The sequence below is a fragment of the Chryseobacterium tructae genome (assembly GCF_030409875.1).
Lineage (GTDB): Bacteria > Bacteroidota > Bacteroidia > Flavobacteriales > Weeksellaceae > Chryseobacterium > Chryseobacterium tructae.
The window spans coordinates 3,377,479-3,402,549 of record NZ_JAUFQR010000001.1; the positions used below are offsets into that span (position 1 = coordinate 3,377,479).

A 25,071-nucleotide genomic window follows, 5' to 3' on the forward strand; every position below is an offset into this window, starting at 1 on the left:
TTTGGATCATTCAAGATCACTTTCCATTAACATCAAAAACTAATCAATATGAGCGAAAATCATCACGAAAGTTATGAGAACATGACCGACAAGCAGAAAAACCGCACCATCTGGAGCGTTATCACCGCCTCATCTCTCGGAACATTGATAGAATGGTATGACTTCTATATTTTCGGAAGCTTAGCCATTGTTTTAGCCACTAAGTTTTTCCCGGCGGATAATCCAACAGCAGCATTTTTATCAACCTTAGCTACTTTTGCGGCAGGATTTGTGGTAAGACCTTTTGGGGCTTTATTTTTCGGAAGACTGGGTGACATCATCGGAAGAAAATACACCTTCCTTGTTACTTTACTTATTATGGGATTTTCCACTTTTCTCATCGGATGTATCCCAAGCTATGAAACCATTGGATTTCTTGCTCCTGTTTTGGTTTTAATTCTTAGATTACTACAAGGTCTTGCTCTTGGAGGTGAATATGGTGGTGCTGCAACCTATGTTGCAGAGTACGCACAACCTCATCGAAGAGGATACTGGACTTCATGGATCCAAACGACTGCGACAGCCGGACTTTTTATTTCACTGATCGTTATTTTAATCACAAAGACCACGCTTTCTCCTGAAGAATTCGATGGTTGGGGCTGGAGAATTCCTTTCTGGATTTCGATTTTAATGGTGGGGGTCTCTTATATTATCAGGAAAAACATGAAGGAATCTCCGCTTTTTGCCAAGGCTAAAAGCGAAGGAAAGACTTCTAAAAATCCTCTAAAAGAGAGTTTCGGTAATAAATTGAATTTTAAATTTGTCCTGCTTGCCCTTTTTGGAGCCGCCATGGGACAAGGAGTAATCTGGTATACGGGGCAATTTTACGCCATGAGCTTTATGCAAAAAGTAATGAATATTGATTCTACCCAGGTAGATTATTTAATGGCTACCGCTTTATTTTTAGGAACTCCTTTCTTTGTATTCTTTGGTTGGCTCTCAGACAAAATCGGAAGAAAAGCCGTGATGATGACCGGAATGCTGGTTGCCATTTTAGCTTACAGACCCATTTATGATAGCATGTTCAAAAGCGTCAGCCTTGAAAATAAAGCAGTAGCATCAAACGGGATTACAGAGAAAAGATCTGCTAAAATCCACAAAGACATCACCACAGACAGCCTTGTTACCTTCCATAAAGAAACACTTTATACAGACGGAACTTTAATTAAAAAAGACAGCACCGTTCATTGGTCCCCAAGTGGCACCATCATCAAGGATGGAAAAGCGGAAGAGCCAAAAGTCTCCCAATCTGTAATAGTGAGTGACCATACAAAATGGTATCTGGTATTTCTCGTATTTATACAGGTTATTTTTGTAACAATGGTGTATGGTCCTATTGCGGCATTCCTGGTTGAAATGTTCCCTGTGAGAATTCGTTACACTTCAATGTCTTTGCCTTATCACATTGGGAACGGAGTATTTGGAGGACTTCTTCCTGCAGTAGCTACCTATCTGGTAACTACGGGAAAGAAGCCGGCCACACCTCATGGTATCTTGAAGGATTATGGTATCCGATTGGAGTAGCCACAGTCTGTCTGATCATCGGATTATTTTATCTTAAAAATAAGAACAACAATCTTCACGATTAAGCATTAAATCACTCAAATTTTTATTAATTTTAAAACAACTAAAATGAACGGACTAAAAAAAATATTAGGTATTCTCTGGATTGCAATAGCTGTGGTCGTGGGATATTTCGGAATTACGGTAATGGGAATTCCAAAGATCACTTCCGGAAAGCAGGAGGATCTGGTTTTTGGCATTATCATCTTGTTTGTATTGATGCCAATTATCTCAGGTGGAATGGCTGTCTTTGGCTATTACGCTTTAACAGGAGAATATTCTGATGACAAAATATAGTTAATAAGAGACTCATGATAATTGGTGAATGATTCACTGTAAAGCTTCATTCATCAATTATCTTTTTCCAATCATCATTTATGAAAAAAAGACACGAACAAAAATTGGTTATCCTAAGCATCGGATTAATGATTGCTTTCAGCATCCCTATTTCATTACTTTTCAATAGTGAGCGGGAAACTTTCGGCTATCCTATGATTTTAATCTATCTGTTTGTTGTGTGGATGATCTCTATCCTGATTTCCTTTGTAATTGTAAAAAAGTACAATGAGTAGCTTCGCATTATTTTTTGTGGTTTTATTGTATCTGGCTCTTCTGTTTTTAGTTGCCCATCTGGCAGAGAAGAAAAGAAGTAAGTTTTGGATCAACAACCCTTATATCTATGCACTGTCACTGGCTGTGTATTGTACTGCATGGACTTACTATGGAAGTATTGGTGTAGCTGCTACCAGCGGACTCAACTATCTTCCGATTTATATTGGGCCTGCGATGATTATCCCAGCCTGGATTTACATCAACACAAGAATTGTAAGAATTGCCAGGGTTAATAAAATAAGCAGTCTTGCAGATTTCATTTCCTTACGATATGGAAACAGCAGAAGCCTGAGTGCCATCATCACCATTGTCTGCCTTTTAGCGATTGTTCCTTACATCGGATTACAGATCAAGGCTATTTCTGAAACCTTTCATCTGGTAACGGAAACTCCCATGTCCAAGAATATATTGACGGATAATGCCACTTTTGTTGTTATTTTAATTGCTTTATTTTCTTCGTATTATGGGACAAGGTATGTAGATGCCTCAGAAAAACGTCTGGGCATTATCTCTGCTATCGCTTTGGAGAGTTTTTTAAAGCTATTCTTTATTATTATTCTTGGCCTTTTTGTCATTTATTATGTCTTTGACGGCTTCACAGATATCTACCAAAAAGCAAGTCATTTTGAAGATTTTAAAGAAAAAAACACATTCAATGGCATTGAAGGAGCGATGAACTGGATGGTTCTGTGCATGATCTCAGCAACTGCAATCTGTATATTACCCAGACAGTTTCACACAGCAATTGTTGAAAACAGGCAGGAAAAACATATCAGAACGGCAATCTGGTTTTTTCCGCTTTATCTATTAATCTTCACTATCTTCATTTTCCCGATTGCCTGGGGCGGCAGACTTATTTTTGATGGTGAAAAGGTAAATCCTGAGTTCTACTCTATTTTAATTCCACAGCATTTTGACAATACCTTAATTACTGTTTTGGTATTTCTCGGCGGATTGAGCTCATCTATTTCTATGATTATCATCTCAGCCATTACTTTATCTATCATGCTTTCCAACAACCTTATCATTCCTTATGGTCTGCTTGGAAAACTGAAGTCTGAAAGCGAAGAACAAAACACAAGAAGTATTACCAACATCAGGAAGTTCAGCATTTTCGCTCTGATCATTATGGCTTTTGTGTTCTACAAATATTTTATTTTAAAAACATCACTGGATTCTGTAGGATTAATCTCTTTTGTTGTCATTGCACAGCTGGCTCCTGCATTTTTCGGAGCCATATTCTGGAGAAGAGGAAGTTATAAAGGCGCTTTGATTGGGCTTGCAGCCGGATTAGCAATCTGTTATTTCGGACTTATTATTCCGCAATATTACTTCTCATACAATCAGGAATTCAAAGGAGTTTTAAGAGATATGTACAATTCTTTCAACTTCTTTACCATCCCTTATCTGGCCAGGATTCCGCAAATTTTCTTTTGGTCGCTTTTGGTGAATACAGGTTTATTTACCATTATTTCAGTCAGCACCAAAGGAAATTATCGTGAAAGAAACTTTGCAGAATTATATGTAGACATTGATAAATACATTCAAAATCATGAAGATGCCTTTATCTGGAGAGGAACCGCCTATATCTCAGATATTCAAAATATTTTGGAACGATTTTTAGGCAAAAACAAGACAGAACAAGCCTTGAGAATTTTTAATTTAAAGTATAATATTGATTCTAAAACAGAGACTGCCGATTCCAGGTTCATCAAATTTTCGGAAAACCTTCTGGCAGGAAGGATCGGAACCGCTTCCGCAAAAATTCTGATTGAAGGAGTAACCAAGGAAGATAAAATATCTCTGAAAGAAGTTTTGAACATTCTTGAAGAATCCAAAGAAAATATCAGTTTAAACAAAAAACTTACAGAACAATCTGAAGAACTTCAAAAATTGTCTAATGATCTTCGAACAGCTAATGAAAGTCTGATTGTAAAAGACCGTCAAAAAGACGACTTCCTGGATTCTGTTGCCCATGAACTCAGAACCCCGATCACAGCGATCCGCTCAGCAGGAGAAATCTTAGCCGATGATGACGATATTCCTTTTGAAATTAAACAAGAATTTTTAAACAATATCATTACGGAATCTGACAGATTAAGCGAGATCATTAACGACATTCTTTACCTCGATAAGCTTCAGCATGGTGAGATCTCTTTAAACATCCAACAAAACAACATTATTGAAACTTATAAAAAAGCATTAAGCCCACTCCTTCATCTGATACAACAGAAAAACATCCATTTAAGCGAGGTTAATCTCCTGAATCAAGTTATCTTTGAGTATGACGAAGCAAGAATGATCCAGCTGCTTCAAAACATTTGGGGAAATGCTTTAAAATTCACCGATGAGCAAGGAACAATACAAACCAAATTATTAGAAAGAGATCATCAATTGATGATTACCATTTTCAACACAGGGAAACATATCCCCGAAGAAGATCTGGAAATGATTTTTGACAAATTTTATCAGTCTAAAAATCAAAATATTTTAAAACCTACAGGAAGCGGACTTGGCCTTGCCATTTCAAAAAAAATAATACAAGCTCACAACGGAAGTATAAAAGCTGAAAATAGCGGACTAGGCGTCACTTTTACCATCAGTCTTCCCGAGAAAATAATAAACGAGAATAAAAATGAAGTTGAACCCTTTTAAAAAGCCTTTATGAAAAAGATAATCATTGCAGATGATGAACATAAAATATTAATGACGCTTGAATACAGCTTTAAAAAGAACGGCTATGATGTCTACATTGCCCGTGACGGAACGGAAGTTCTGGAATTCTTAAAAACAATGGTTCCGGATGTGATCCTACTCGATATTATGATGCCGAATCTTGATGGATACAGCACTTTAGATCTTATTAAACAGGATGAAAAATTAAAAAGCACAAAAGTTATCTTCCTGAGTGCAAAAAACAACCCCAGAGATATTGAGAAAGGACTTGAAATGGGAGCTGATGCCTATGTAACGAAGCCTTATTCTATTAAAAAACTGATGCAGCAGATTGAAGAGCTATTTTAGAGAAAAATATCCTTGTCAAGGTTTAAAACCTTGACAAGGATAACAAAAAAATCACCAAACACATGATTATTGATATGAATACCGATATTTTATTTAAACAAAGCATAGAAGACAAAGAAGCATTCTGGAAGGAACAAGCCGAAGCCATACAATGGTTTGACTTCCCACAACAGATCCTCTCAAAAGATTCCAACGACTATCCGCAATGGTTTGCTGATGGAAAACTTAACATGTGCTATCTATGCATTGATAAACATATTGAAGATGGTTTCGGAGATCAGAATGCTATTGTTTATGATTCCCCAGTAACTGGTCAGAAAAATATCTATACCTTCAATCAAGCTCAAGAAGAAATATCAAAATTTGCAGGCGGGCTGGCTTCTTTAGGATTAAAAAAAGGAGATACTGCGGTTATTTATATGCCGATGATTCCGCAAACCCTTTTTGCTATGCTTGCTTGTGCACGAATTGGAGTAATACACAATGTTGTTTTTGGTGGATTTGCACCTCATGAACTGGTGGTAAGAATTGATGACTGCAAACCTAAAGTCTTAATCACAGCCACAGCAGGAATAGAGATCGCTAAAAGAATCCCTTATCTTCCTTTGGTAGAGAAAGCTATTGAACTAGCACAAGATAAAGTAGACCATATTATTGTTTACAACAGAAATTGATAGACAATCAACATGAAATGTTCGAAGGACTTATTGATTATGAAAAATTGGTTCAACAATCAGAATCCGCTGACTGCGTTCCTGTAGAATCTACTCACCCGCTTTATTTGCTTTACACTTCAGGGACTACGGGAAAACCCAAAGGGATCGTTCGTGATACCGGAGGATATGCTACCGCATTGAAATTCTCCATGAAATATATGTATGGTGTTGAACCTGGTGAAACTTATTGGGCAGCCTCAGACTTCGGTTGGGCTGTTGGACACAGCTACTCTGTTTACGGACCGTTACTAAATAGAAATACAACCATTGTCTTTGAAGGAAAACCTATTATGACCCCTGATGCAGGAACTTTCTGGAGAGTTATTTCAGAATACAAGGTTTCAGTGATGTTTACAGCACCTACAGCCATCAGAGCTATAAAAAAAGAAGATCCCAATGGGGAATTGGTAAAAAAATATGACCTATCTCACTTTAAAAAACAATTCCTAGCCGGCGAACGATGTGATGTAGCTACTCTGGACTGGTTTGCAGAACACATTAGTATTCCAGCCATAGATCATTGGTGGCAGACTGAATCAGGCTGGCCAATGCTGGGCTTATTAACCTATGACGAAAATTATAAAATAAAAAGGGCTTCTGCAGGAAAACCTATTCCGGGATATGACATCAAAATTTTTGATGAAAACGGTCTGGAATTAGATCCACATCATGAAGGTTATCTAGTGATCAAGCTCCCTCTTCCTCCGGGAGCATTGCTTGGAATCTGGAAAGATTATGAGCGCTTTGAAAATAGTTATTTATCACAATACAATGGATATTATTTTTCCGGAGATGGTGCCATACAGGATGAAGACGGCTATATTTTCATCACCGGAAGAGTGGATGACGTCATCAACGTAGCTGGCCATCGCCTTTCAACGTCTGAAATGGAAGAGATTGTTTCTTCACATCCCGATGTTGCAGAATGTGCCGTTGTAGGAATAGATGATGATTTAAAAGGCCAAATTCCTTTTGCAACTGTTGTTTTAAAAAATGGAACCAGCATCACTGAAGAAGAAATTGAAAAGAATATCATCCAAATGGTTCGTGAAAAAATCGGTGCTGTAGCCTTTTTAAAAAATGCAATGGTTGTCAAACGTTTACCTAAAACACGATCTGGAAAAATTTTAAGAAAGCTCATCAGAACATTATTGGACGGAAAAGATTTTCAGATTCCATCCACTATAGATGATGAGAAAATAATTGAGGAAATTCAGGAAAAGATCAGTGAATATAGGGGTTACCCGAAAAATTAAACATATATTTAAGTATCATTTTAACCTGAAAAGGTTAAAACACTTCCGAAAATAAACCATTAAAAAAATGAAGATGTTGAAATTATGAAGATCCAGCAAAAACGGATAAAAAAATTGCCATCATCTTTTTTATTGCAATACAATCAAAACAAACTATCAATACAATTCAAATTTCAAAAAACGAAAGGGATATGAGAAATTACTTAATAGAAGATTTACCACAATACTTTGAAGATTATAAAAAGTCGATCAAAAATCCAAAGAAATTCTGGGACAAAGTAGCCGATCAAAACTTTGTGTGGTATCAGCGATGGAGCAAGGTAGTTAAGTACGATATGAATGAAGCTAAAATCGAATGGTTCAAAAATGCCAAACTTAATATCACAAAAAACTGTCTGGACAGACATCTTGCCATAAGAGGAGACAAAACAGCTATTATCTGGGAACCCAATGATCCAAAAGAGGAAGCACAACATATTTCCTACAATGAATTATACACCCGTGTCAATAAAACAGCGAATGTTTTAAGTGATATGGGAATTAAAAAGGGAGACCGGGTATGCATTTACCTTCCCATGATTCCGGAACTGGCCGTTACCATGCTGGCTTGTGCCAAATTGGGAGCTGTTCATTCCGTTATTTTTGCTGGATTCTCTGCTGCTGCAGTCTCTTCAAGAGTGAATGACTGCGAAGCCAAAATGGTGATCACTTCCGATGGAAGTTATAGAGGAAATAAAGTTCTGGATTTGAAAAGCATTGTAGATGAAGCATTAGAAAAAACTCCGACTATTGAAAACGTTCTGGTCGTTAAACGAACTCATAATGAGATCAAGATGAAAGAAGGTAGAGATCATTGGCTGGAAGACTTGTATGAAAAAGCTTCTCCTGATTTTGTAACAGTCATTATGGATTCTGAAGATCCGCTTTTTATCCTTTACACTTCCGGTTCTACAGGAAAACCAAAAGGAATGCTTCATACCTGTGCCGGATATATGGTATACACCGCTTATACCTTCAAAAATGTATTTAATTATAAAGAAAATGATATTTATTGGTGTACCGCTGATATCGGCTGGATTACCGGTCATTCCTATATTCTTTACGGGCCATTATTGAACGGAGCGACTACTGTAATTTTCGAAGGTGTTCCTACGTATCCTGAGCCGGATCGTTTTTGGGAAGTGATAGAAAAACATAAGATCACTCAATTTTACACCGCTCCTACGGCAATCCGTTCTCTAGCTAAAGAAAGTGCAGAGTGGGTAGACAAGCATGACCTGAGTTCTCTTAAAGTTATTGGATCTGTAGGAGAACCTATTAATGATGAAGCATGGCATTGGTTCAATGATCATGTAGGAAAGAAAAAATGTCCTATCGTTGACACCTGGTGGCAAACTGAAACGGGAGGAATCATGATTTCACCACTTCCTTTTGTTACACCAACCAAACCAACATATGCCACCCTTCCTTTACCAGGAATTCAACCTGTTTTAATGGATGATAAACGCAATGAAATTACGGGGAATCAGGTAACCGGAAACTTGTGTATCCGTTTTCCGTGGCCAGGAATTGCGAGAACCATTTGGGGTGACCACCAAAGGTATAAGGAAACCTATTTTACAGCTTTTCCAGGAAAATATTTTACAGGTGATGGCGCTTTAAGAGATGAAGTGGGCTATTATAGAATCACAGGACGTGTAGATGATGTCATTATCGTTTCCGGACATAATCTAGGAACAGCTCCTATTGAAGATAGCATCAACCAGCATCCTGCTGTAGCAGAATCTGCCATCGTGGGTTATCCTCACGATATCAAAGGCAATGCTTTATATGGCTATGTAATGCTTAAAGAAAGCGGAGAAGGTCGTGATAAGGACAACCTTAAAAAAGAAATCAATCAGCTGATCTCAGATCAGATCGGCCCTATTGCCAAACTGGATAAAATACAGTTCGTTTCAGGACTTCCAAAAACACGTTCCGGTAAAATTATGCGTAGAATCCTTAGAAAAATTGCAGAAGGTGACTTCAGCAACTTTGGAGATATCAGTACCTTATTAAACCCTGAAATTGTAGATGAAATTAAAAACGAAAGAATTTAATTAAACTTAAATATTACGATTAAGAGATCATTTCTATGAAGTGGTCTCTTTATTTTTTTATCTCTCGAAGATTTTATAGATGATTTCCATGCATCGCTTAGTTATTATGAGGAATCAAGACTATCTAAGAGATTCTTCACTCCGTTCAGAATGACAGTCCGTGAAATATAATCTTCTATAAATTTAATTTGTACGACCTACTAAATCTGTATGAGAAATACATTAATCTTTATCAAAAAATTAGAGTTAAACAACGATAGCCTTTTTCAATCTTCTTTTAACAGTAAGATTTGTCTTCCTATAAAATCTTTCAAAAAAATTATTAAATTCTAAAATTCAAACACATGTTCAATAGACATCCTCAAACAATTTAACATTATTTTATAGATAAAATATTAATAGATAAATTTTATTGACTTTACAGTAAAAAAATAGGAAAATAATTATTAACTTTAATCACAACTTTAAAACCCATTAATTATGTCTAATATATTAGCTGGGCTATTTGAGCACCATAGCGATTACAAAAAGCTTGAGAGTGATCTGGAAAACTCAGGAATTTCCAACTCTGATTACATCATATACCTTAACAGTGAATCTAGTAACACCCAATACCTGGCAAGTGTTGCAGCGAAAGATAACAGTCAGGTGGATAGTGTCCGGAACATTTTCACCCAGAATGCAGTTATAAAAACGTACCTGTTCGAAAACATGAGCATTGATCAGGCTAATTACGATACCATTAAAAAATATATTGATGCCAGAAACAGGGCAGAAATTCACAACAGCCCTGATATCAGAATTAAGACATCCACTGATGGCATCAATTCAGAAGTAAAATCATAATCGACATAAAACCTAATAACCAGAAATCCGTAGTGCGTGCTGCGGATTTTTTATGTTTGAAAAAAGCAAAAAATTTCGTATTTTCGTCTAAATATAGGCATCTGCACAAATGAGTTACGATTTAGAACAAGAGAATAAAGAGATCCTTGCAAGATATAAGGATCTGATTTCTAACACATACAGAACGCTGGATGAGGAAATAACAAGCTTATCCGGAAAGCATTCGATATTGCATTGGATGCTCATAAGGATCAAAGGAGAAAATCCGGAGAACCTTACATCTACCATCCTATCGCTGTAGCTAAAATTGTAGCCACAGAAATTGGTTTGGGGGCAACTTCTATTGCCTGTGCATTGCTGCATGATGTGATTGAGGATTCTGACTATACTTACGAGGATCTGAAAAAAATATTTGGTGAAAAAATTGCCAATATCGTGAATGGATTGACCAAAATATCCATCATGAACCATCAGAATATCTCTGTACAGTCAGAAAATTATAGAAAGCTATTGTTGACGTTATCTGAAGATTTCAGAGTCATCCTGATCAAAATTGCAGACCGCCTTCACAATATGCGTACTTTGGAAAGTATGGCACCGGACAAGCAGAAAAAAATCGCTTCAGAAACGGTTTATATTTATGCTCCGATGGCTCACCGTCTTGGTTTGTATAATATAAAATCTGAGCTGGAAGATCTTTCTTTAAAATACAATAGCCCTGAAGTCTACAATGAAATCACGGAAAAATTGGAATTGGCCAAAGAAAGCCGTGAAAGATATATTGAGGAATTCAAGACTGAAGTTTCTGAACGACTGAAAGAAGAAGGTCTGAATTTCACCATCAAAGGCCGTGCAAAGGCTATTTCTTCTATTTACAGAAAAATGCTGAAGCAGGGAGTGTCTTTTGAAGAGGTTTTTGATAATTATGCCATCAGAATTATTTATAAATCGGATGCTAAAAATGAAAAATTTCTGGCCTGGAAAATCTATTCCATCGTTACAGATGTTTATCACAGTAACCCTTCGAGAATGCGTGACTGGATCACCCAGCCTCGTTCTACAGGATATGAAAGTTTACACTTAACTGTTTTAGGCCCTGATAAAAAATGGATTGAAGTACAGATCCGTTCAGAGCGAATGGATGAAATTGCTGAAAAAGGGGTTGCCGCTCATTACAAATATAAAGAAGGTTATAAACAAAGTTCTGACGACCGTAATTTTGAAAAATGGGTAACAGAAATTCGGGAAGTGCTTGAACAACAGCAGAACCTTTCTACTTCTGAACTTTTGGATAATATTAAACTGAATCTTTATTCAAAAGAAGTTTTTGTATTTACGCCAAAAGGAGAAATTAAAATTTTACCTACCAATGCAACAGCATTAGACTTTGCTTTCTCCGTTCACTCGGATTTGGGAATGAAATGTCTGGGAGCGAAAATCAATGGAAAATTGGTTCCGATTTCTTATGTTCTTCAAAATGGAGATCAGGTAGATATTCTGTCTTCTCAGAATCAGAAACCTAAATCTGACTGGCTGGAATTTGTAGTGACTTCCAAGGCAAAATCCAAGATTAAAAGCTACCTGAATTCCCAGAAAAATCAACTGGTAGAAGAAGGAAAAGAAACGTTACAAAGAAAACTTCGTCATGCAAAAATCAATTTCAATGATGAAGAAATCAATAAACTACAAAAGTTCTTTAATTTAAAATCATCACAGGAACTATTCCTTAAATTTCAAACCAACGAACTGGATGCGAGTAGTTTAAGAAAATACATTGAAAGTAAGAACGTATTTAATAATTTACTTTCCAGATTCAGAAAATCGCCATCCAAAAACACACATTATGAGGAGCCGAAAGAGCAAAACCTTGATATGATTGTCTTTGGAAAAGATGAAGAAAAACTGAACTACACTTATGCAAAATGCTGTACGGTAATTCCGGGAGACAAAATCTTCGGATTTATTACCATTTCCGATGGGATCAAAGTACACAGTGATAACTGCCCGAATGCGATTAACCTTAGAGCACAGTATGACTACCGCGTCATTCCTGCAAAATGGGTGAATGAAGAAAGCTTCAAGAACCGAGTGAAAATTGAGATCGAAGGCCTTGACAGAATGGGTATGATCAACGATATCACAACAGTTATCAGTGGAAGTATGGGAATGGACATGAAAAGTATGTCTATAGAATCCAACAATGGTGTTTTCACCGGAAACATCAATCTTGAAGTCAAGAATAAGGGGCAATTGGAGGAAACCTTCAAGAAGCTCAAGAATATTAATGGAGTCTCCAGAGTGAGACGACTACAATCATAAACATGAATTTATCTCTTTATTTTAAAAAATTTTTCAACAACAGTCAAGCGTCAGGAATTATTCTTATTTTCTGTGTGCTTATTTCATTACTTATTGCGAACTCATCAATTGCCGGAAGCTTTCAGAGCTTCCTGGACAAGGAAGTAGGAACTCATCTTTTTGGGCTGGAGTATCCTGTCAGCATCTGGATTAATGATGGTCTGATGGCCGTATTCTTTCTTTTGGTAGGTCTTGAAATTAAAAGAGAACTCGTAGAGGGTGAACTTTCTTCTTTTAAGAATGCCTCATTGCCAATTTTTGCAGCAGTAGGTGGAATGCTTGTACCAGCAGTTATTTATAGTATTTTCAACTCCGGAACAGAATACAGCAATGGATGGGGAATTCCTATGGCTACAGATATTGCTTTTTCTTTAGCTATTATTTCAATGCTCGGAAAGAAAATTCCTAATTCGATTAAAATCTTTTTGGCAGCGTTAGCCATTGTGGATGACTTAGGTGCTATTCTTGTGATTGCTATTTTCTATACTGATCAGATTCATTGGGTTTACCTCCTACTCTCTTTTGGTGTAACTGCTTTGTTGTTTATTTTAAATTTCTTAAAAGTTACCAAAACAATATTTTACATTATTCCGGGACTATTTTTATGGTATTTCCTCCACCATTCCGGAATTCATGCAACGATAGCAGGAGTTTTATTGGCATTTTCAATTCCAACCAATGCTTCTAACGTGGAAATTTCACCATTAGAAAAACTGGAACATCAGCTTCATATCCCTGTAAGTTTCCTCATTATGCCTATTTTCGCCTTAACGAATACTAATATTACCTTTTCGAACGAAATGGTGGCAGGGGTAACAAGTACATTAGGATTGGGGATTATCTTTGGATTGATTCTTGGGAAGCTGATTGGAATTAATCTATTCTCGTTGCTTGCCATTAAATTAAAGCTTAGTTCATTACCTCAAAACAGTAACTGGACTCAGATGATTGGTGTAGGATTGCTCGCAGGAATTGGATTTACGATGTCAATTTTTATTGCTTTATTATCCTTTAAAGGAGAAATTGAGATTCAGGACGAAGCCAAGTTTGCCATTCTGATCGCTTCCTTTATTGCCGCAATTTTAGGATTTACGATTTTAAGCGTTAGCTCCAAAAGAAATATGGAACCGGAAGAAGATTAATTCTTTTTCTGGTTTTCCAGCTTTCTTCTATGCTCTTCATCATTCTCAAAATCAGGTTCTGTAACCTGTGAGTGATATTGAATTGTTCTTTCCGAATCTCATCAGACATCAACTTCTCTATTCTAAGCTTTCTAATAGCCATATTCAATTCATTACCAAAGAGTAACAGATATACGTTTACATTTACCCAAACCATCAATAGAATCATGCTTCCTATAGATCCGTAAAGAACGTTATAGCGGGCAATATCCTTTACATAAATTGCAAAAATATATGTTGTAAGAAAAAACAATACAGTGGTAAGTATCGCTCCCGGAATCGCCTGTCTGAATCTTGTAATTTTCACAGTTCCCAACCAATAAAATAAGGTTAAAAGAATAAAATAAAACAATGGGAAGGATACAAAACCAATGATACTGGAAAGATTATCTACCAGCCATGTCACATCATAAGCTGGGGTAAACAGCTTCATCACGACTTCCACATAGTAGACCCCAAAAAGCGTTAAAAAAACCATAGTAATAAAACCTATGGTAATAAAGAATGAAAGGATAAATTCCTTTACATCACTAAGTTTTTCTTCTGTATTTTCATTAAATCCATTAATCAGAGAGAAAGTACCGTTTGTTGCAAAAATGAGTGCCAGTACAATAGTCAGATTGCTGATTCCCTTCATATTAGGAATAATATTAGTTTCTATATACCCTCGTACATCGCCTTCCATATTAGATGGGAAAACGTTATGCATCAGAACATCGAAAATATAGAACTGCAGCTTGTCATAATGTGGCATATAAGGCAATACCGAAAGCAGGAACAAAATAAAAGGAAATAAACTCATGGTAAAGCTCCAGGAAATTGCAGCTGCTTTTCGCCCTATTTTTCCTTTGAAAATTCCGGAGATATAGATTTGAAACATTTGCCAAAGCGATATTCCTAAAACCGGAATATGGATGTTATCAAAAAAATCTTGAATCTTCAGAATAAAATTAGGAACTTTTATACCCATCTATGTGCTTGTATTTTTACAAAGGTAGGGGAATTAAATTAAATAAGACAGAAAAGAGATTGGAGATGAGGAGGATGGAGACAAGGAAAAAGAAACATGGAATTGAGATTTGAAATTATTGAAAGTTGTGCACAACCCTGAGCCCTAAGCCCGGAAACAACTGCCGGATTTCATATTGAACCTTGATCATAAAAAACCTATCTTTGCCGCCTGAAACTTCTTACAATGCGAATCAGTTTACTTTGTATCGGCAAAACAGACGATAAGGAAATTACATCTCTGATCAATTATTATCTTAACCGTCTTCCCAAGCACTGGAATTTTGAAATTACCGAGATTCCAGATGTTAAAAATGCAAAAAATCTATCCCCTGATCTTCTTAAAAAAGAGGAAGCTAAGCTTTTTCTAAATCATATTGATAAAAACGATCTTGTTGTTATCCTTGACGAAAAAGGAAAACAGTTTACAAGCCGTGAATTCTCACAAAAAATAGATACATGGATGAATTCATCCGTAAAAAAGGTACACATCCTCATTGGGGGTGCTTATGGTTTCTCCGAAGATATGTATAGCAGAGCCAATGAAAAGATGTCATTATCAAAAATGACTTTTACCCATCAGATGATCCGTTTATTTATTGTGGAACAGCTTTACCGCGCAGATCAGATTCTGCAGGGAAAACCTTATCATAATGATTAAAAGTCATTTCTTTTATTAAAAATACGGTAAATAGCAGATTACTTTTTTAAACCGATCTGTCTTTTGGCTTCTCCTACAACGAAAGCAACAGAGTTGGCAATATTAAAACTTCGGATCAGCTTTGACATTGGGATGGTTAAATGTTTCTCGAATTGGCGTAAAACCTCTTCACTCAATCCAACGCTCTCTTTTCCAAAAACAAGCCAGTCACCATCCTGAAAATCATTTTCCAGATATGATTTCTCTGCATGTGAACTCATTAAAAAAACACGGGATGGATCAGGAATACTTTTTACCCATTCCTCCGTATTAGCATATTCAGTAACATCAAGATGCACCCAATAATCTAATCCGGATCTTTTCAGGTTTTTATCATTAATTACAAATCCAAAAGGATGAACTAAATGTAGTTTACATTCTGTTCCCACACACAAGCGTCCGATATTTCCTGTATTATTAGGGATTTCGGGCTCTACAAGAACAACATTTAACATGTCTATTTTTTTATATGAATAAAAACAACTAAAGGTTGATGTATAGCCTTATTCTGCTGTTTTCTATTGCTGGTTAATATTAGATTTTACGATAAACAAACCTGCTTGCTGGATTTGTATTGTAAGGATGAAAAAGAGCTATAGAGTTGTATTATTTTTTAATACATTTAGCATAATACTCTGCTAATATAGCTTTTTCGTAGCCTAAGCCAACTGCTTTATCAAGATTTTCGCAAGCTTCTTTAGGCTTAGCTGTATTAAACAAAATCAATGCTTTAGTTACATAGGATTGGGCAAATTTTGGATCAATGGAAATAGCTTTAGTAACATCTGTAAGAGCTTCTTTATTCTTTTTCATTCTTAAATAAACATCTGCTCTTCCGTTATATAATAAAGATTCAGGTTTTTCTGCAATGAGTTTATTATAATCCTTCAGCGCATCTTCCAGTTCACCATTATTCTTTTTCAAATTAGCCAATCCCGTTTTTGCAAAAAGGTTATCCGGTTCAAAAGTCAGGATATGATTAAGATCTGCCTTAGCCAAATCTTTTTTATCCTGCATTTCGTAAATTTTAGAACGAGTGAGATATAAATCAGGGCTTTTGTCATTTACTTTAAGCCCCTTTTCTACATACTCTATTGCTTTTTTCTTATCTCCTTTCTGGCTATATAATGAAGCAAGATTTTCATATACAGAAACAGACATCGGATTGGTCTTTAAGGCCATATCATATGATTTAAAAGCAAGATTGGACTTCCCTAGTCTTCTTTGTGCCGTTCCCAAATTGTTATAATACTCAGATTGAATTTTGCGGATCTGCTCTTTTTCTGCCAGTTTAGAATATTGTTCTTCAGCACATTTATAATCTGCTTTTTTGAAACATTCTTCAGCCATTTTTTTATCCTGGGCAAAGACATTTAAAGAGAAGCTAATGGAAACTAAAAGTAATAAAGATTTTTTCATGAGGTTATATTTTGCTTGTTGATCACTTTTCTGGCGAGTGCACCAAATATCACTCCCAATAAAGATCCAACAAACGCTCCCACCAAAATATCAATTGGAAAATGCACTCCTAAATATATTCGGCTGTAGGAAACCACTATAGCCCATACAAATATAGCATAAGGAAACCATTTTAGTTTATTTTTAAGCAAAATACTTAAAAAGGCGGCTAAAAAGAATGTATTAGAAGCATGAGCAGAATAAAATCCAAACTGTCCACCACATTTTACAATTCTCATATAGTGTTCCAAACTAGGATCATGACAAGGTCTCAACCTTGCGACTCCATATTTGAATACACTGGCAAGCTGATCGGAAACCGTTGCTCCAAGTGCTAGAAATATAAGAATAAAAACTAGTGATTTTAGTTTATAATTTTTGTATAAAAAATAAAGGAATATAATATAAAGCGGCACCCAGATCCAAGTACTGGATATCAACATCCAAAACTGGTCAAAGGCAGGATCGCCCAAATTATTAAGGTATAAAAATACCTGCTTATCTTCCTGAATAATTTCCTCCATATTTTATCGGCTTACAGGCCCTTCGTAGGTTTCATCATCGGCAGGCTTTGGTTTTGGAGGCTCCTGAGTTTCTGAAGCAGGTTCTGTAAGAACATCCTTTTCGATATCCTTCATTGGATTGAAATCTTTGGCAGCGTCTTTTACCTTTTCAATTTCACGTTTGATCTCAGAAACAGGATTATCTGTTTCCTTCATAATTTCAGTTTTGATATCTTCTACTGCGCCACGCATTTTTCTAACGCCCGCACCTAAGTCACGCGCGATCTGAGGCAATTTATCCGGTCCGAATAATACAACGATTGCTATTGCAATCAGTGCCATTTCTCCAATGCTTAATTCCATGCCGTAAAATTACGAAAGATTATACATTTATTTACGGTAAACTAAAAATTTAAACAAATTTTAAGATTTTGAAGAAAAGTTAGACTTAATATCCAAGCTTTAAAGCTTTTAACCTTTCAATTATTTTAAATTTCAACTCCAAATTTCCTTTTCTTCATCTATTATCTTTTATCTATTATCTCTCCATCTATTGTCTCTTTGTTTTTTATCTCCTGCATTTAAACCCTATCTTTATCAGCATCAATAGGTTTTCTTTACAAATTAACAAATAATTAATTCAAAATATTGAGAATTACGCAATATTTAATTATATTTACTAAGCACAACCTAAATTAAATATATTATGAAAAAATTAATTACTGCCTTTAAATGTATGGCCGTCTTATCGGTCTTAGCCCTTAGCAGCTGTAGTGACGAGAATAATGAAATCTCTAAACAAGAAACTACTCAGACTAAAATCACCACTGCTGATCTGAAGAAGGAAACCACTCCTATTTCATCTGTCGTTCCCGAAATTGTACAGTCTCAGCTGAATGAATCTCAAAAGAGTCTTGAAAAATATTTGAAAAGTGACTTGCAAATCGCCGGTGTAAATGTGGTTGGAAAAATTTCAACTCAAAAGGGAGTTGAGCTCTCTCAAAACCTTATTTCCGATAAAGATCAGTTTATTGCCGTAGGAAATCTTTTAGATCTTTCCACAGTAAAATTGGGAAGAATTGGTGACTTATATGTAGGTGATGATCTTAACATTGCCCAGACTGGATTAAAAGAAATGGTGACTTCAGAAATAAAAGCTGGAACCAATGTTATGGAAATTATCTGGAGCAATAAAAGCGGAAAATTTACCACTCTTTGTTTCTATAATGATTCAGGGATTATCTGGGACAATGTTCTTGGTGGACTTATCATGATGGATACAAGAAGTACTGTTGAGAACTCAAATACAGCAGCAGCAAAAGTACTTTCTAAATGGTATAAGGAATGGTGGACCGCAAACTGGCTTTGGGGATCTAAAAGAGGTGAAATGGGGTATCAGATTACCATTTACTATTCCGGTTCATCGGTATCCAATGCAGATGTTAATGACTGGGCCAATATCAGCTTAGGAAAAGCAAAAAGCGAAAGCAAAATTATCAAAAGAACGGGCGCTTATGGACAATGTCAGTATGCGTTGGGACTTTGTACACCAACTGGATCTTTAAGTTTTAATGCCAGCAAATTCTCAGTATCATTTTCTGGATTAGGCAGTAATATGGTGAGCAATGGAGTAAAATCATTATATCCTTAGTTTCATAGAATATAAAATTTTCAAAATGATAAAGGGAAGTCTGTTAGCAGCTTCCCTTTATTTATATAATATATTAATTTATACTTTTTTGCTTTAGAAGTTCAATTGCATTTTCCTTCAAACCAAAAACATCTTTCAGCATTTGAAAAAGCTGGGTTTCATCGTCAATAGAAATAGATTCTTTTCCTTCCGCATTTTTTCTGATATTTAAGGTATTGTTACTAAATGTATACCGTGCAATGGGGTCAACTTTTGAAAAAACCAGATTTTTCTTGAAATTAGATTCAGGATATGTGGACAGATACCAATTGCAGATGTCAAGATCAAGAGCTTCTACCTGCTCCAGTTCAAAACGATATACCGGCAACCATTTTTCTCTCCAAGTCCAGAGTGTGTAAGCTCCATTTTTTTGTGAAATTTTAAACGGCTCATTAGGAGTTTGTTGTGGCTCTTCTACATTCAAAAGTAACGGACCGGTAAGTGTCGCAGTTCCAAAGCCACAGTCTACAATATATTTTTGATTATTCAACTCAACAATCAGCAATAAGTGTGTTTTAGCAGCGCTGCTGTTTTCATCTTTTCGCCATAATACCCTACCCAACTGCAATTCAACTTTAAAGCCTAGATATTTCAACACTTCACTCAAAAGTAGGTTTTGTTCATAACAATACCCACCTCTGGATTCCATTACCAATTTCTGAAAAATATGTTCTATCTCTAATGAAGGAACTTTTCCTGTATAGGGGTCTATATTTTCAAAAGGAATATACTGAGGATGCAGTTGATGAATTTCTTTTAAAACGTCCATGTTAGCCTCCCAATCACCAGAATAGTGAATCCTTGCCAGATACTTTTCTAATTTTGTATTGTCCATTATTCAGTTTTTTTAAGTTGATTAGGTTTAAGTGAGTCTATTAAAAAAATCATAGATATCTTCATCACTGGAAATGCCTAACCTTTTTCTAATCCGGCTTTTCTTTTTTTGAACCGAAACATGCTGTATCGTCAAAATTTGAGCAAGCTCTTTTGATGAGAAATTTAGCTTAAGCATAGCACAAAAAGCAATTTCCGAATTCTCCAGATCAGGATTGATTTTCTGCAATTTAGAAACAAAATCTGGATATAAATCTGCAAACCTAAGCAAGAATGCAGAATCATTTTTTTTAGCCAATTCTATAATCTCACCAAAAAGCTTATCCTCCATCCGAAGCTTTAAGTCTTCTATTCCGTCTTCCAATAATTCTTTTTTCCCTTTTAGCAATCTCACCCGCCAATAAATAAAAATACTAAAAAGAACTAACAAGACAATAGCAGATATAATGTAAAGAATTATATTCTTTTTATCCTTTTCTTTAGCTTCTGATGTAAAATTAGCATTTAATAAACTTACAATATCCGGCCTGTCCCATTCCAGATTTTCTTTTGCCTGATTAACTTTTACAAAATAATATTGTTTTTCTTTTTCATTATTCTCCCGGTTTGCAAGGGTAGTCAAATCGGCATAAACATAGACATAGCTATTAGATTTGAGAAAGTCTGGCTTATCTTCCAGGATCTTTAATGCTTTCAGATGATATTCTTTAGAGGTCTTAAAGTCTTTAATTTCCCTGTAATAAGCCCCTGCAATAGAATAAGTAAGAGAGGCGTCTATGGATTCACTTTTAGGAGGTAACATTTTCAAAGCATGTTTAATATGCAGTCCTATAGAATCAATATTCTTAGTATAAAATAGATGATGCTGGGCAATAAAAGTATCCCCAACAGGAGTATACTTTATTTTTAAACCCTTGTGTAAATAAACTAATGCACTGTCATTTTTATTGAGTACATCTAATATGATTCCTTGTGATAAATAAGCTTTATTTAAAAGAAAAATCTTTGTTTTCGGATCAGAGATCTTCTTTGAATAATAAATTGCTCTACTATTATAATCAAGGGCATATGCATAGAGATCAACAATTAAATGCAATCGTGAAAATTCATTAAAACAAAAAGCTTTGATCAGGTCATTTTCTGATGTACTAAGAGCTTGTCTGGCTTTTAAATACAGAGGCATAGCTTCTTTATATTTTCCTGCTCTGATATTAATAGAAGACATTACGGCATAACACAAAGCTTCTCCATCTTTATAGTTATTTTCTTTTGCCTGCTGAAGATACTGTGTACTGATTGATATAATAGCCTTATAATCTCCTTTTTGACGGAGATCTTCATATTTATTAATCAAAGGAATATCAAATGATCTGGAATAGTTATTTAATAAATACTTATTCCATGAGAAAAAAAGGGATACAATAAGCAATAGCAATATCACTCCTTCGGTAATATTCAAGAAAGTCTTTCTAAAAACCAACCTACTCATAATCTAATTTCAATCTTTGTATATTCTAGGTATAAATATAAAGTATTTGTGGTATTTATCATATCCATATATACCTACAATAATGAAATTAGTATACAATGCATACATCTGTCATCCAAAAAGCATTTAAAAGAATAATTTTCTCTCTGCAATTTATATTTTCTTTTTTTTATTAAAAACTGAATAGGTGACCACTACACTAATAGCCATTAAAATGAATGCTAAGAAAAAAGGAGCTCCTGAAAATTTAAACGGGGCCTCATCGTGTGTGAAGAAGTAAAACAGATTGGTCATCATCGGAGGACCTATAATTGAAGTAGCACTCATTAAGCTTGTTAATGCTCCTTGCAGCTCACCCTGTTCGTTAGAAGGTACACTTTTCGTAATCACAGACTGCAAAGCCGGTCCACAAATCCCTCCTAAACAATATGGAACCAAAAAGGCGAACATCATCCAGCCTTCTGAGGCAAACGCAAACAACAACAATCCTATTGCATACATGGTAAGACCATAATAAATACTCTTCTGCTCTCCCAGCCTTGGGGTAGTCCATCTGATTAAAGCCCTTGTACTAATCCTACCAGTAGACCTACAACTCCTAATGAAATACCAACCATTCTTTCCGTCCAGTTGAATTTATACATGGTAAAGAAGCTCCAGTTACTTTGTACAGCATGTCCTGCAATATAAATCAAGATCAAAGCTGTAATAAGTCCCGAAATTTCCGGGTGTTTTCCTAAAAACTTAAAAGATCCTACCGGATTTGCACGTTTCCAATCAAACTCTCTTCTTTTATCCTTATCCAAACTTTCAGGAAGAATAAAATACCCATACAGGAAATTAAGAAGACAGAGACCTGCTGCTGCGTAAAAGGGAACTCTTGCTCCATAATGCCCAAGAACTCCACCCAAAACAGGGCCTATAATGAATCCCAAACCGAAGGCTGCACCTATAAGTCCAAAGTTTTTTGCCCGGTCTTCATCTGTAGAAATATCTGCAATATAGGCGCTCGCTGTAGTTACGCTCGCTCCAGTAATCCCCGCAATAATTCTTCCCAGAAACAGCCACCAGATCGTTGGGGCAAGTGCCAGGAAAATATAATCTACAGCAAATCCAAAGAGTGAGATCAAAATAACAGGTCTACGCCCATATTTGTCACTCAGGTTTCCTACCAATGAAGAAAAAATAAATTGTGTAAATGCGTAGGCAAATCCCAGCCAACCACCATATTTAGCAGCTTCGCTGATATCAGCATGAATCAATTCCTCAATTAATTTAGGAACAACAGGGATAATGATTCCCCAGCCTGTTATATCAATCAATAAAGTAATAAATATAAAGCCTATCGCTGCTTTTTTCTTTGAATTTTCCATGATGGTGCAAAATTAAACAAATCTTAAAAATAATGGTTCTAAATTGCACTATGTTAAACAAGTATAACACTGAACAACAGAATCATATTAAAAAACCACCCGTTTTTATATTATTTTAAACAACAGAAAGAAGAGAAAATTAAAGATATAGCAACTATAAAACAAAAAGACCTGGTTTCAAGTGAATATGAAACAGGTCTTTTTTACTATACGTTGTAAAGAAAATTAGTTGCTGTTAAGTTTTGTAGAGATCATGCGGTTGGATATGATACACTTGATCAGACAGCTCTTTTTCAAAGTGACTTTTACTACATTACCATACTGATAAGCTGTAATATCACCGTTAAGGGTTGATCTTACTCCACGACGATAATAAGTGGTCTGTGATACGGCTGGTGCATCATATGTTGTAGCAGTAGCGTTGGTAATATTCGTAAAGTTATATTATCCGCCGAACTCTGCCATTGATAGCTAGCCATTCCTGTAACCTGTGCAGCAGCAGTTTCTGTAAAAGCAGCCGGATCACTATTGATGTCCAAACAAACCGTTTGATCAGCAGCTACAGTTCCAGGGTTATTCACCGCATTTACAAAAAGTCTTCCTGTATTGGAATTTGCCTGAAAAGAACAGGTATAGAAGCTGGATTTGGCCACTACTCTATACTGATTATTATTAAATCCTGCAGGAGCATTATTAATATTCAATGTTGAACTGGTAACATTGCTGTAATTCCCTCCATTGGCCAGATTCGTCCATGTAGAGCCATTTAATACCTGCCATTGATAGGTAACATTCGCTGGGGTTTCATCAATATCTGTATTGCTGATCACAGCAGTCATGGTAGTAGATCCCCCTACAGGTACAGTCCTATCAGATGGCTGAGACAAATAAGTCATCGGATCTATATAGTATTCTGAAAGGATATTGTAGACCTTCATTTCATTAAATGTAAAACCAATCCCAAAATCTGAATAAGATAACCGGACTTCATCCCAGGCTACAGTAGGAATCACCTTGATAATTTTTCTGCTCTGGCTGTCACCGAAATCAAAGAAAAAATGTCCTCCTACCGGAGTTGAATAGACTTCCTGGCCATTATTAAAAAATCTGAAACTAGCATCATTGAAGCTAGCATTAAAATTAAACCCTTCAGAAGAAAAATCTATGTAGACAGGTTTATTAGCTGGAAAATCACTACCAGTAGTTCCCACACTGATATAGATAGGACATATACCCGCTCCGATACCCGGTTTAAGGGATGCATATGAATTAACGTCAATATCAGTCATATTACTGGCATTAGCTGCTACAGCTCCCACTTTAAACAGGGAGGAAAGAACGTAATAAAATTGGCATATTGAGCAGAAGTATTGGTATCCAATAATCTTCCACATCCGCCCATGGGCAGGGAAACCATTTCCTGAGACATCATTTTGCCTGACACAAAAAGGCATAATGCTATAAGCATATAGCGTAGTATTGAATTTGTTTTCATCATTGATAATTTTAAGCTGTTAATTGTACACGAAATAATACTCATCCCTAGCTAGGCATGATTGCAATGATTTTATGTTACCTAAAATTATTTGATTACAAATACAATATTAACAAAGGAGCAGGCTGTAGCTGTTCCTACCACATCATACTTCAGTATACCATTAGCATCAATGCTTACATTCTTTAAAACACTGCCGTCAAAATCCGTCACATAATAATACAGATCTGCGGCATTTACAAAGAAAGGTATCGCTGCAGGAGCTCCTGTACTGATGACCTTTGGTGTTGAAAATTGCGTTTTATACAGCTGGTACAAATCCAAAGTCCTTCCTGTGCCTAGCGTAGAAGTATCAATACTAATGGATGGCATGTAAAAGAACTTAACGATGTTTCCACTGATGGGAACCCAGTTGGGAGCAGCAGGAGTTCCAATGTTCTGTGTCAATGCCTGTCTTTTCAGATCATAAACCAATAAACCATTTGCCGGAGTGGCTACAGTAGTTAGATCAGAAATTCTAGGGATTAATACACCTTTATTGGTGCCAGTAACATCTAAAGCAGAACTTTTATCAGGGCTGGGAGTGCCAATCCCTGTCTGTGCAGTAATAATGCCGCCAGCACATAGTGCCGCAGCCACGAATAATTTTTCGAATTTCATTTTTGTTTTGTTTTATGTAAATATATAATAATTTACTACATAACTCTATATTTTTTTGTTTTTTTTCGTTCAAAACAATTATTAATATGAAATATTAATAAAACGTCTATTATTGAGGTATTGCATGAAATTATTAATCTCTAAAAATAGATTTATTTTTAAATAAC

18 protein-coding genes and 5 pseudogenes are annotated in these 25,071 nt (G+C 35.8%); 12 read left to right on the plus strand and 11 right to left on the minus strand.

Annotated elements, in window-relative coordinates; genetic code table 11:
* Nucleotides 1–48: 48 nt before the first annotated feature.
* The 10 genes and pseudogenes from QWZ06_RS16885 (at nt 49) to nhaA (ending at nt 13,655) form a co-directional block, all read left to right on the plus strand.
* Nucleotides 49–1,563, plus strand: coding sequence for an MFS transporter (locus tag QWZ06_RS16885; protein WP_435384124.1), 1,515 nt, complete (start codon nt 49–51; stop codon nt 1,561–1,563).
* 108 nt (nt 1,564–1,671) lie between these two features.
* Nucleotides 1,672–1,899 carry a DUF6814 family protein gene (locus QWZ06_RS16890; RefSeq protein ID WP_160138782.1) on the plus strand — a complete coding sequence of 76 codons (228 nt, stop codon included), beginning with the start codon at nt 1,672–1,674 and terminating at the stop codon, nt 1,897–1,899.
* An 80-nt stretch (nt 1,900–1,979) separates the two neighbouring features.
* Nucleotides 1,980–2,174, plus strand: coding sequence for a hypothetical protein (locus QWZ06_RS16895; protein WP_290299804.1), 195 nt, complete (start codon nt 1,980–1,982; stop codon nt 2,172–2,174).
* Complete coding sequence (locus tag QWZ06_RS16900) at nt 2,167–4,869, plus strand: ATP-binding protein (protein WP_290299805.1); 2,703 nt, start codon at nt 2,167–2,169, stop codon at nt 4,867–4,869. Before QWZ06_RS16895 ends, QWZ06_RS16900 begins: the two co-directional genes overlap by 8 nt.
* Nucleotides 4,870–4,878: 9 nt before the next feature.
* Nucleotides 4,879–5,238, plus strand: a complete 360-nt coding sequence (locus QWZ06_RS16905) for a response regulator transcription factor (RefSeq protein WP_290299806.1) — start codon at nt 4,879–4,881, stop codon at nt 5,236–5,238.
* Between the two features lie 74 nt (nt 5,239–5,312).
* A pseudogene (locus tag QWZ06_RS16910) lies at nt 5,313–7,210 on the plus strand (AMP-binding protein).
* Between the two features lie 170 nt (nt 7,211–7,380).
* Nucleotides 7,381–9,309, plus strand: coding sequence for an acetate--CoA ligase (gene acs / locus QWZ06_RS16915; protein WP_378171039.1), 1,929 nt, complete (start codon nt 7,381–7,383; stop codon nt 9,307–9,309).
* A 480-nt stretch (nt 9,310–9,789) separates the two neighbouring features.
* Nucleotides 9,790–10,155: a hypothetical protein gene (locus QWZ06_RS16920; RefSeq protein WP_290299807.1), complete on the plus strand. Its 366-nt coding sequence runs from the start codon at nt 9,790–9,792 to the stop codon at nt 10,153–10,155.
* Between the two features lie 109 nt (nt 10,156–10,264).
* Nucleotides 10,265–12,474: pseudogene (locus QWZ06_RS16925) on the plus strand (RelA/SpoT family protein).
* A 2-nt stretch (nt 12,475–12,476) separates the two neighbouring features.
* Nucleotides 12,477–13,655, plus strand: coding sequence for a Na+/H+ antiporter NhaA (nhaA, locus tag QWZ06_RS16930; protein WP_290299809.1), 1,179 nt, complete (start codon nt 12,477–12,479; stop codon nt 13,653–13,655).
* On the opposite strand, the pseudogene QWZ06_RS16935 reads toward nhaA, so the two are convergent.
* Nucleotides 13,652–14,664: pseudogene (locus QWZ06_RS16935) on the minus strand (YihY/virulence factor BrkB family protein). The gene nhaA and the pseudogene QWZ06_RS16935 overlap by 4 nt on opposite strands.
* A 225-nt stretch (nt 14,665–14,889) precedes the next feature.
* Here QWZ06_RS16935 and QWZ06_RS16940 point away from each other — a divergent pair.
* Entirely contained in the window at nt 14,890–15,363 is a 474-nt protein-coding gene (locus QWZ06_RS16940; RefSeq protein WP_149834933.1) for a 23S rRNA (pseudouridine(1915)-N(3))-methyltransferase RlmH, read from the plus strand.
* 38 nt (nt 15,364–15,401) lie between these two features.
* On the opposite strand, the gene QWZ06_RS16945 is transcribed toward QWZ06_RS16940, so the two are convergent.
* The 4 genes from QWZ06_RS16945 to QWZ06_RS16960 form a co-directional block, all read right to left on the minus strand.
* A complete protein-coding gene (locus QWZ06_RS16945) occupies nt 15,402–15,857 on the minus strand; it encodes a tRNA (cytidine(34)-2'-O)-methyltransferase (protein ID WP_290299815.1) in 456 nt (151 codons plus the stop codon).
* A gap of 151 nt (nt 15,858–16,008) precedes the next feature.
* On the minus strand, nt 16,009–16,821 hold the full coding sequence (locus QWZ06_RS16950) for a tetratricopeptide repeat protein (RefSeq protein ID WP_290299817.1): 813 nt from the start codon (nt 16,819–16,821) through the stop codon (nt 16,009–16,011).
* Complete coding sequence (locus tag QWZ06_RS16955) at nt 16,818–17,384, minus strand: phosphatase PAP2 family protein (protein WP_160138795.1); 567 nt, start codon at nt 17,382–17,384, stop codon at nt 16,818–16,820. The genes QWZ06_RS16950 and QWZ06_RS16955 overlap by 4 nt, the downstream gene beginning before the upstream one ends.
* Nucleotides 17,385–17,387: 3 nt before the next feature.
* Complete coding sequence (locus QWZ06_RS16960; protein ID WP_290299820.1) at nt 17,388–17,726, minus strand: Sec-independent protein translocase subunit TatA/TatB; 339 nt, start codon at nt 17,724–17,726, stop codon at nt 17,388–17,390.
* Nucleotides 17,727–18,069: 343 nt separating this feature from the next.
* On the opposite strand from QWZ06_RS16960, the gene QWZ06_RS16965 reads away from it, so the two are divergent.
* Nucleotides 18,070–19,014 (plus strand): hypothetical protein, encoded by a 945-nt coding sequence (locus QWZ06_RS16965; RefSeq protein ID WP_290299822.1) that lies wholly within the window; start codon nt 18,070–18,072, stop codon nt 19,012–19,014.
* A gap of 73 nt (nt 19,015–19,087) precedes the next feature.
* Here the strand turns inward: QWZ06_RS16965 and QWZ06_RS16970 are convergent, their stop codons facing one another.
* From QWZ06_RS16970 to QWZ06_RS16995, 6 genes and pseudogenes are all read right to left on the minus strand, one after another.
* Nucleotides 19,088–19,888: an arylamine N-acetyltransferase family protein gene (locus QWZ06_RS16970; protein ID WP_290299823.1), complete on the minus strand. Its 801-nt coding sequence runs from the start codon at nt 19,886–19,888 to the stop codon at nt 19,088–19,090.
* Nucleotides 19,889–19,915: 27 nt separating this feature from the next.
* On the minus strand, nt 19,916–21,346 hold the full coding sequence (locus QWZ06_RS16975; protein ID WP_290299824.1) for a helix-turn-helix transcriptional regulator: 1,431 nt from the start codon (nt 21,344–21,346) through the stop codon (nt 19,916–19,918).
* A 183-nt stretch (nt 21,347–21,529) separates the two neighbouring features.
* Nucleotides 21,530–22,749, minus strand: a pseudogene (locus QWZ06_RS16980) (TCR/Tet family MFS transporter).
* Between the two features lie 225 nt (nt 22,750–22,974).
* Nucleotides 22,975–24,143 (minus strand): annotated as a pseudogene (locus QWZ06_RS16985) (DUF8696 domain-containing protein).
* Entirely contained in the window at nt 24,056–24,247 is a 192-nt protein-coding gene (locus QWZ06_RS16990) for a hypothetical protein (protein ID WP_290299828.1), read from the minus strand. The pseudogene QWZ06_RS16985 and the gene QWZ06_RS16990 overlap by 88 nt, the downstream one beginning before the upstream one ends.
* A gap of 84 nt (nt 24,248–24,331) precedes the next feature.
* A complete protein-coding gene (locus tag QWZ06_RS16995; RefSeq protein WP_290299830.1) occupies nt 24,332–24,904 on the minus strand; it encodes a phage tail-like protein in 573 nt (190 codons plus the stop codon).
* Nucleotides 24,905–25,071: the final 167 nt, after the last annotated feature.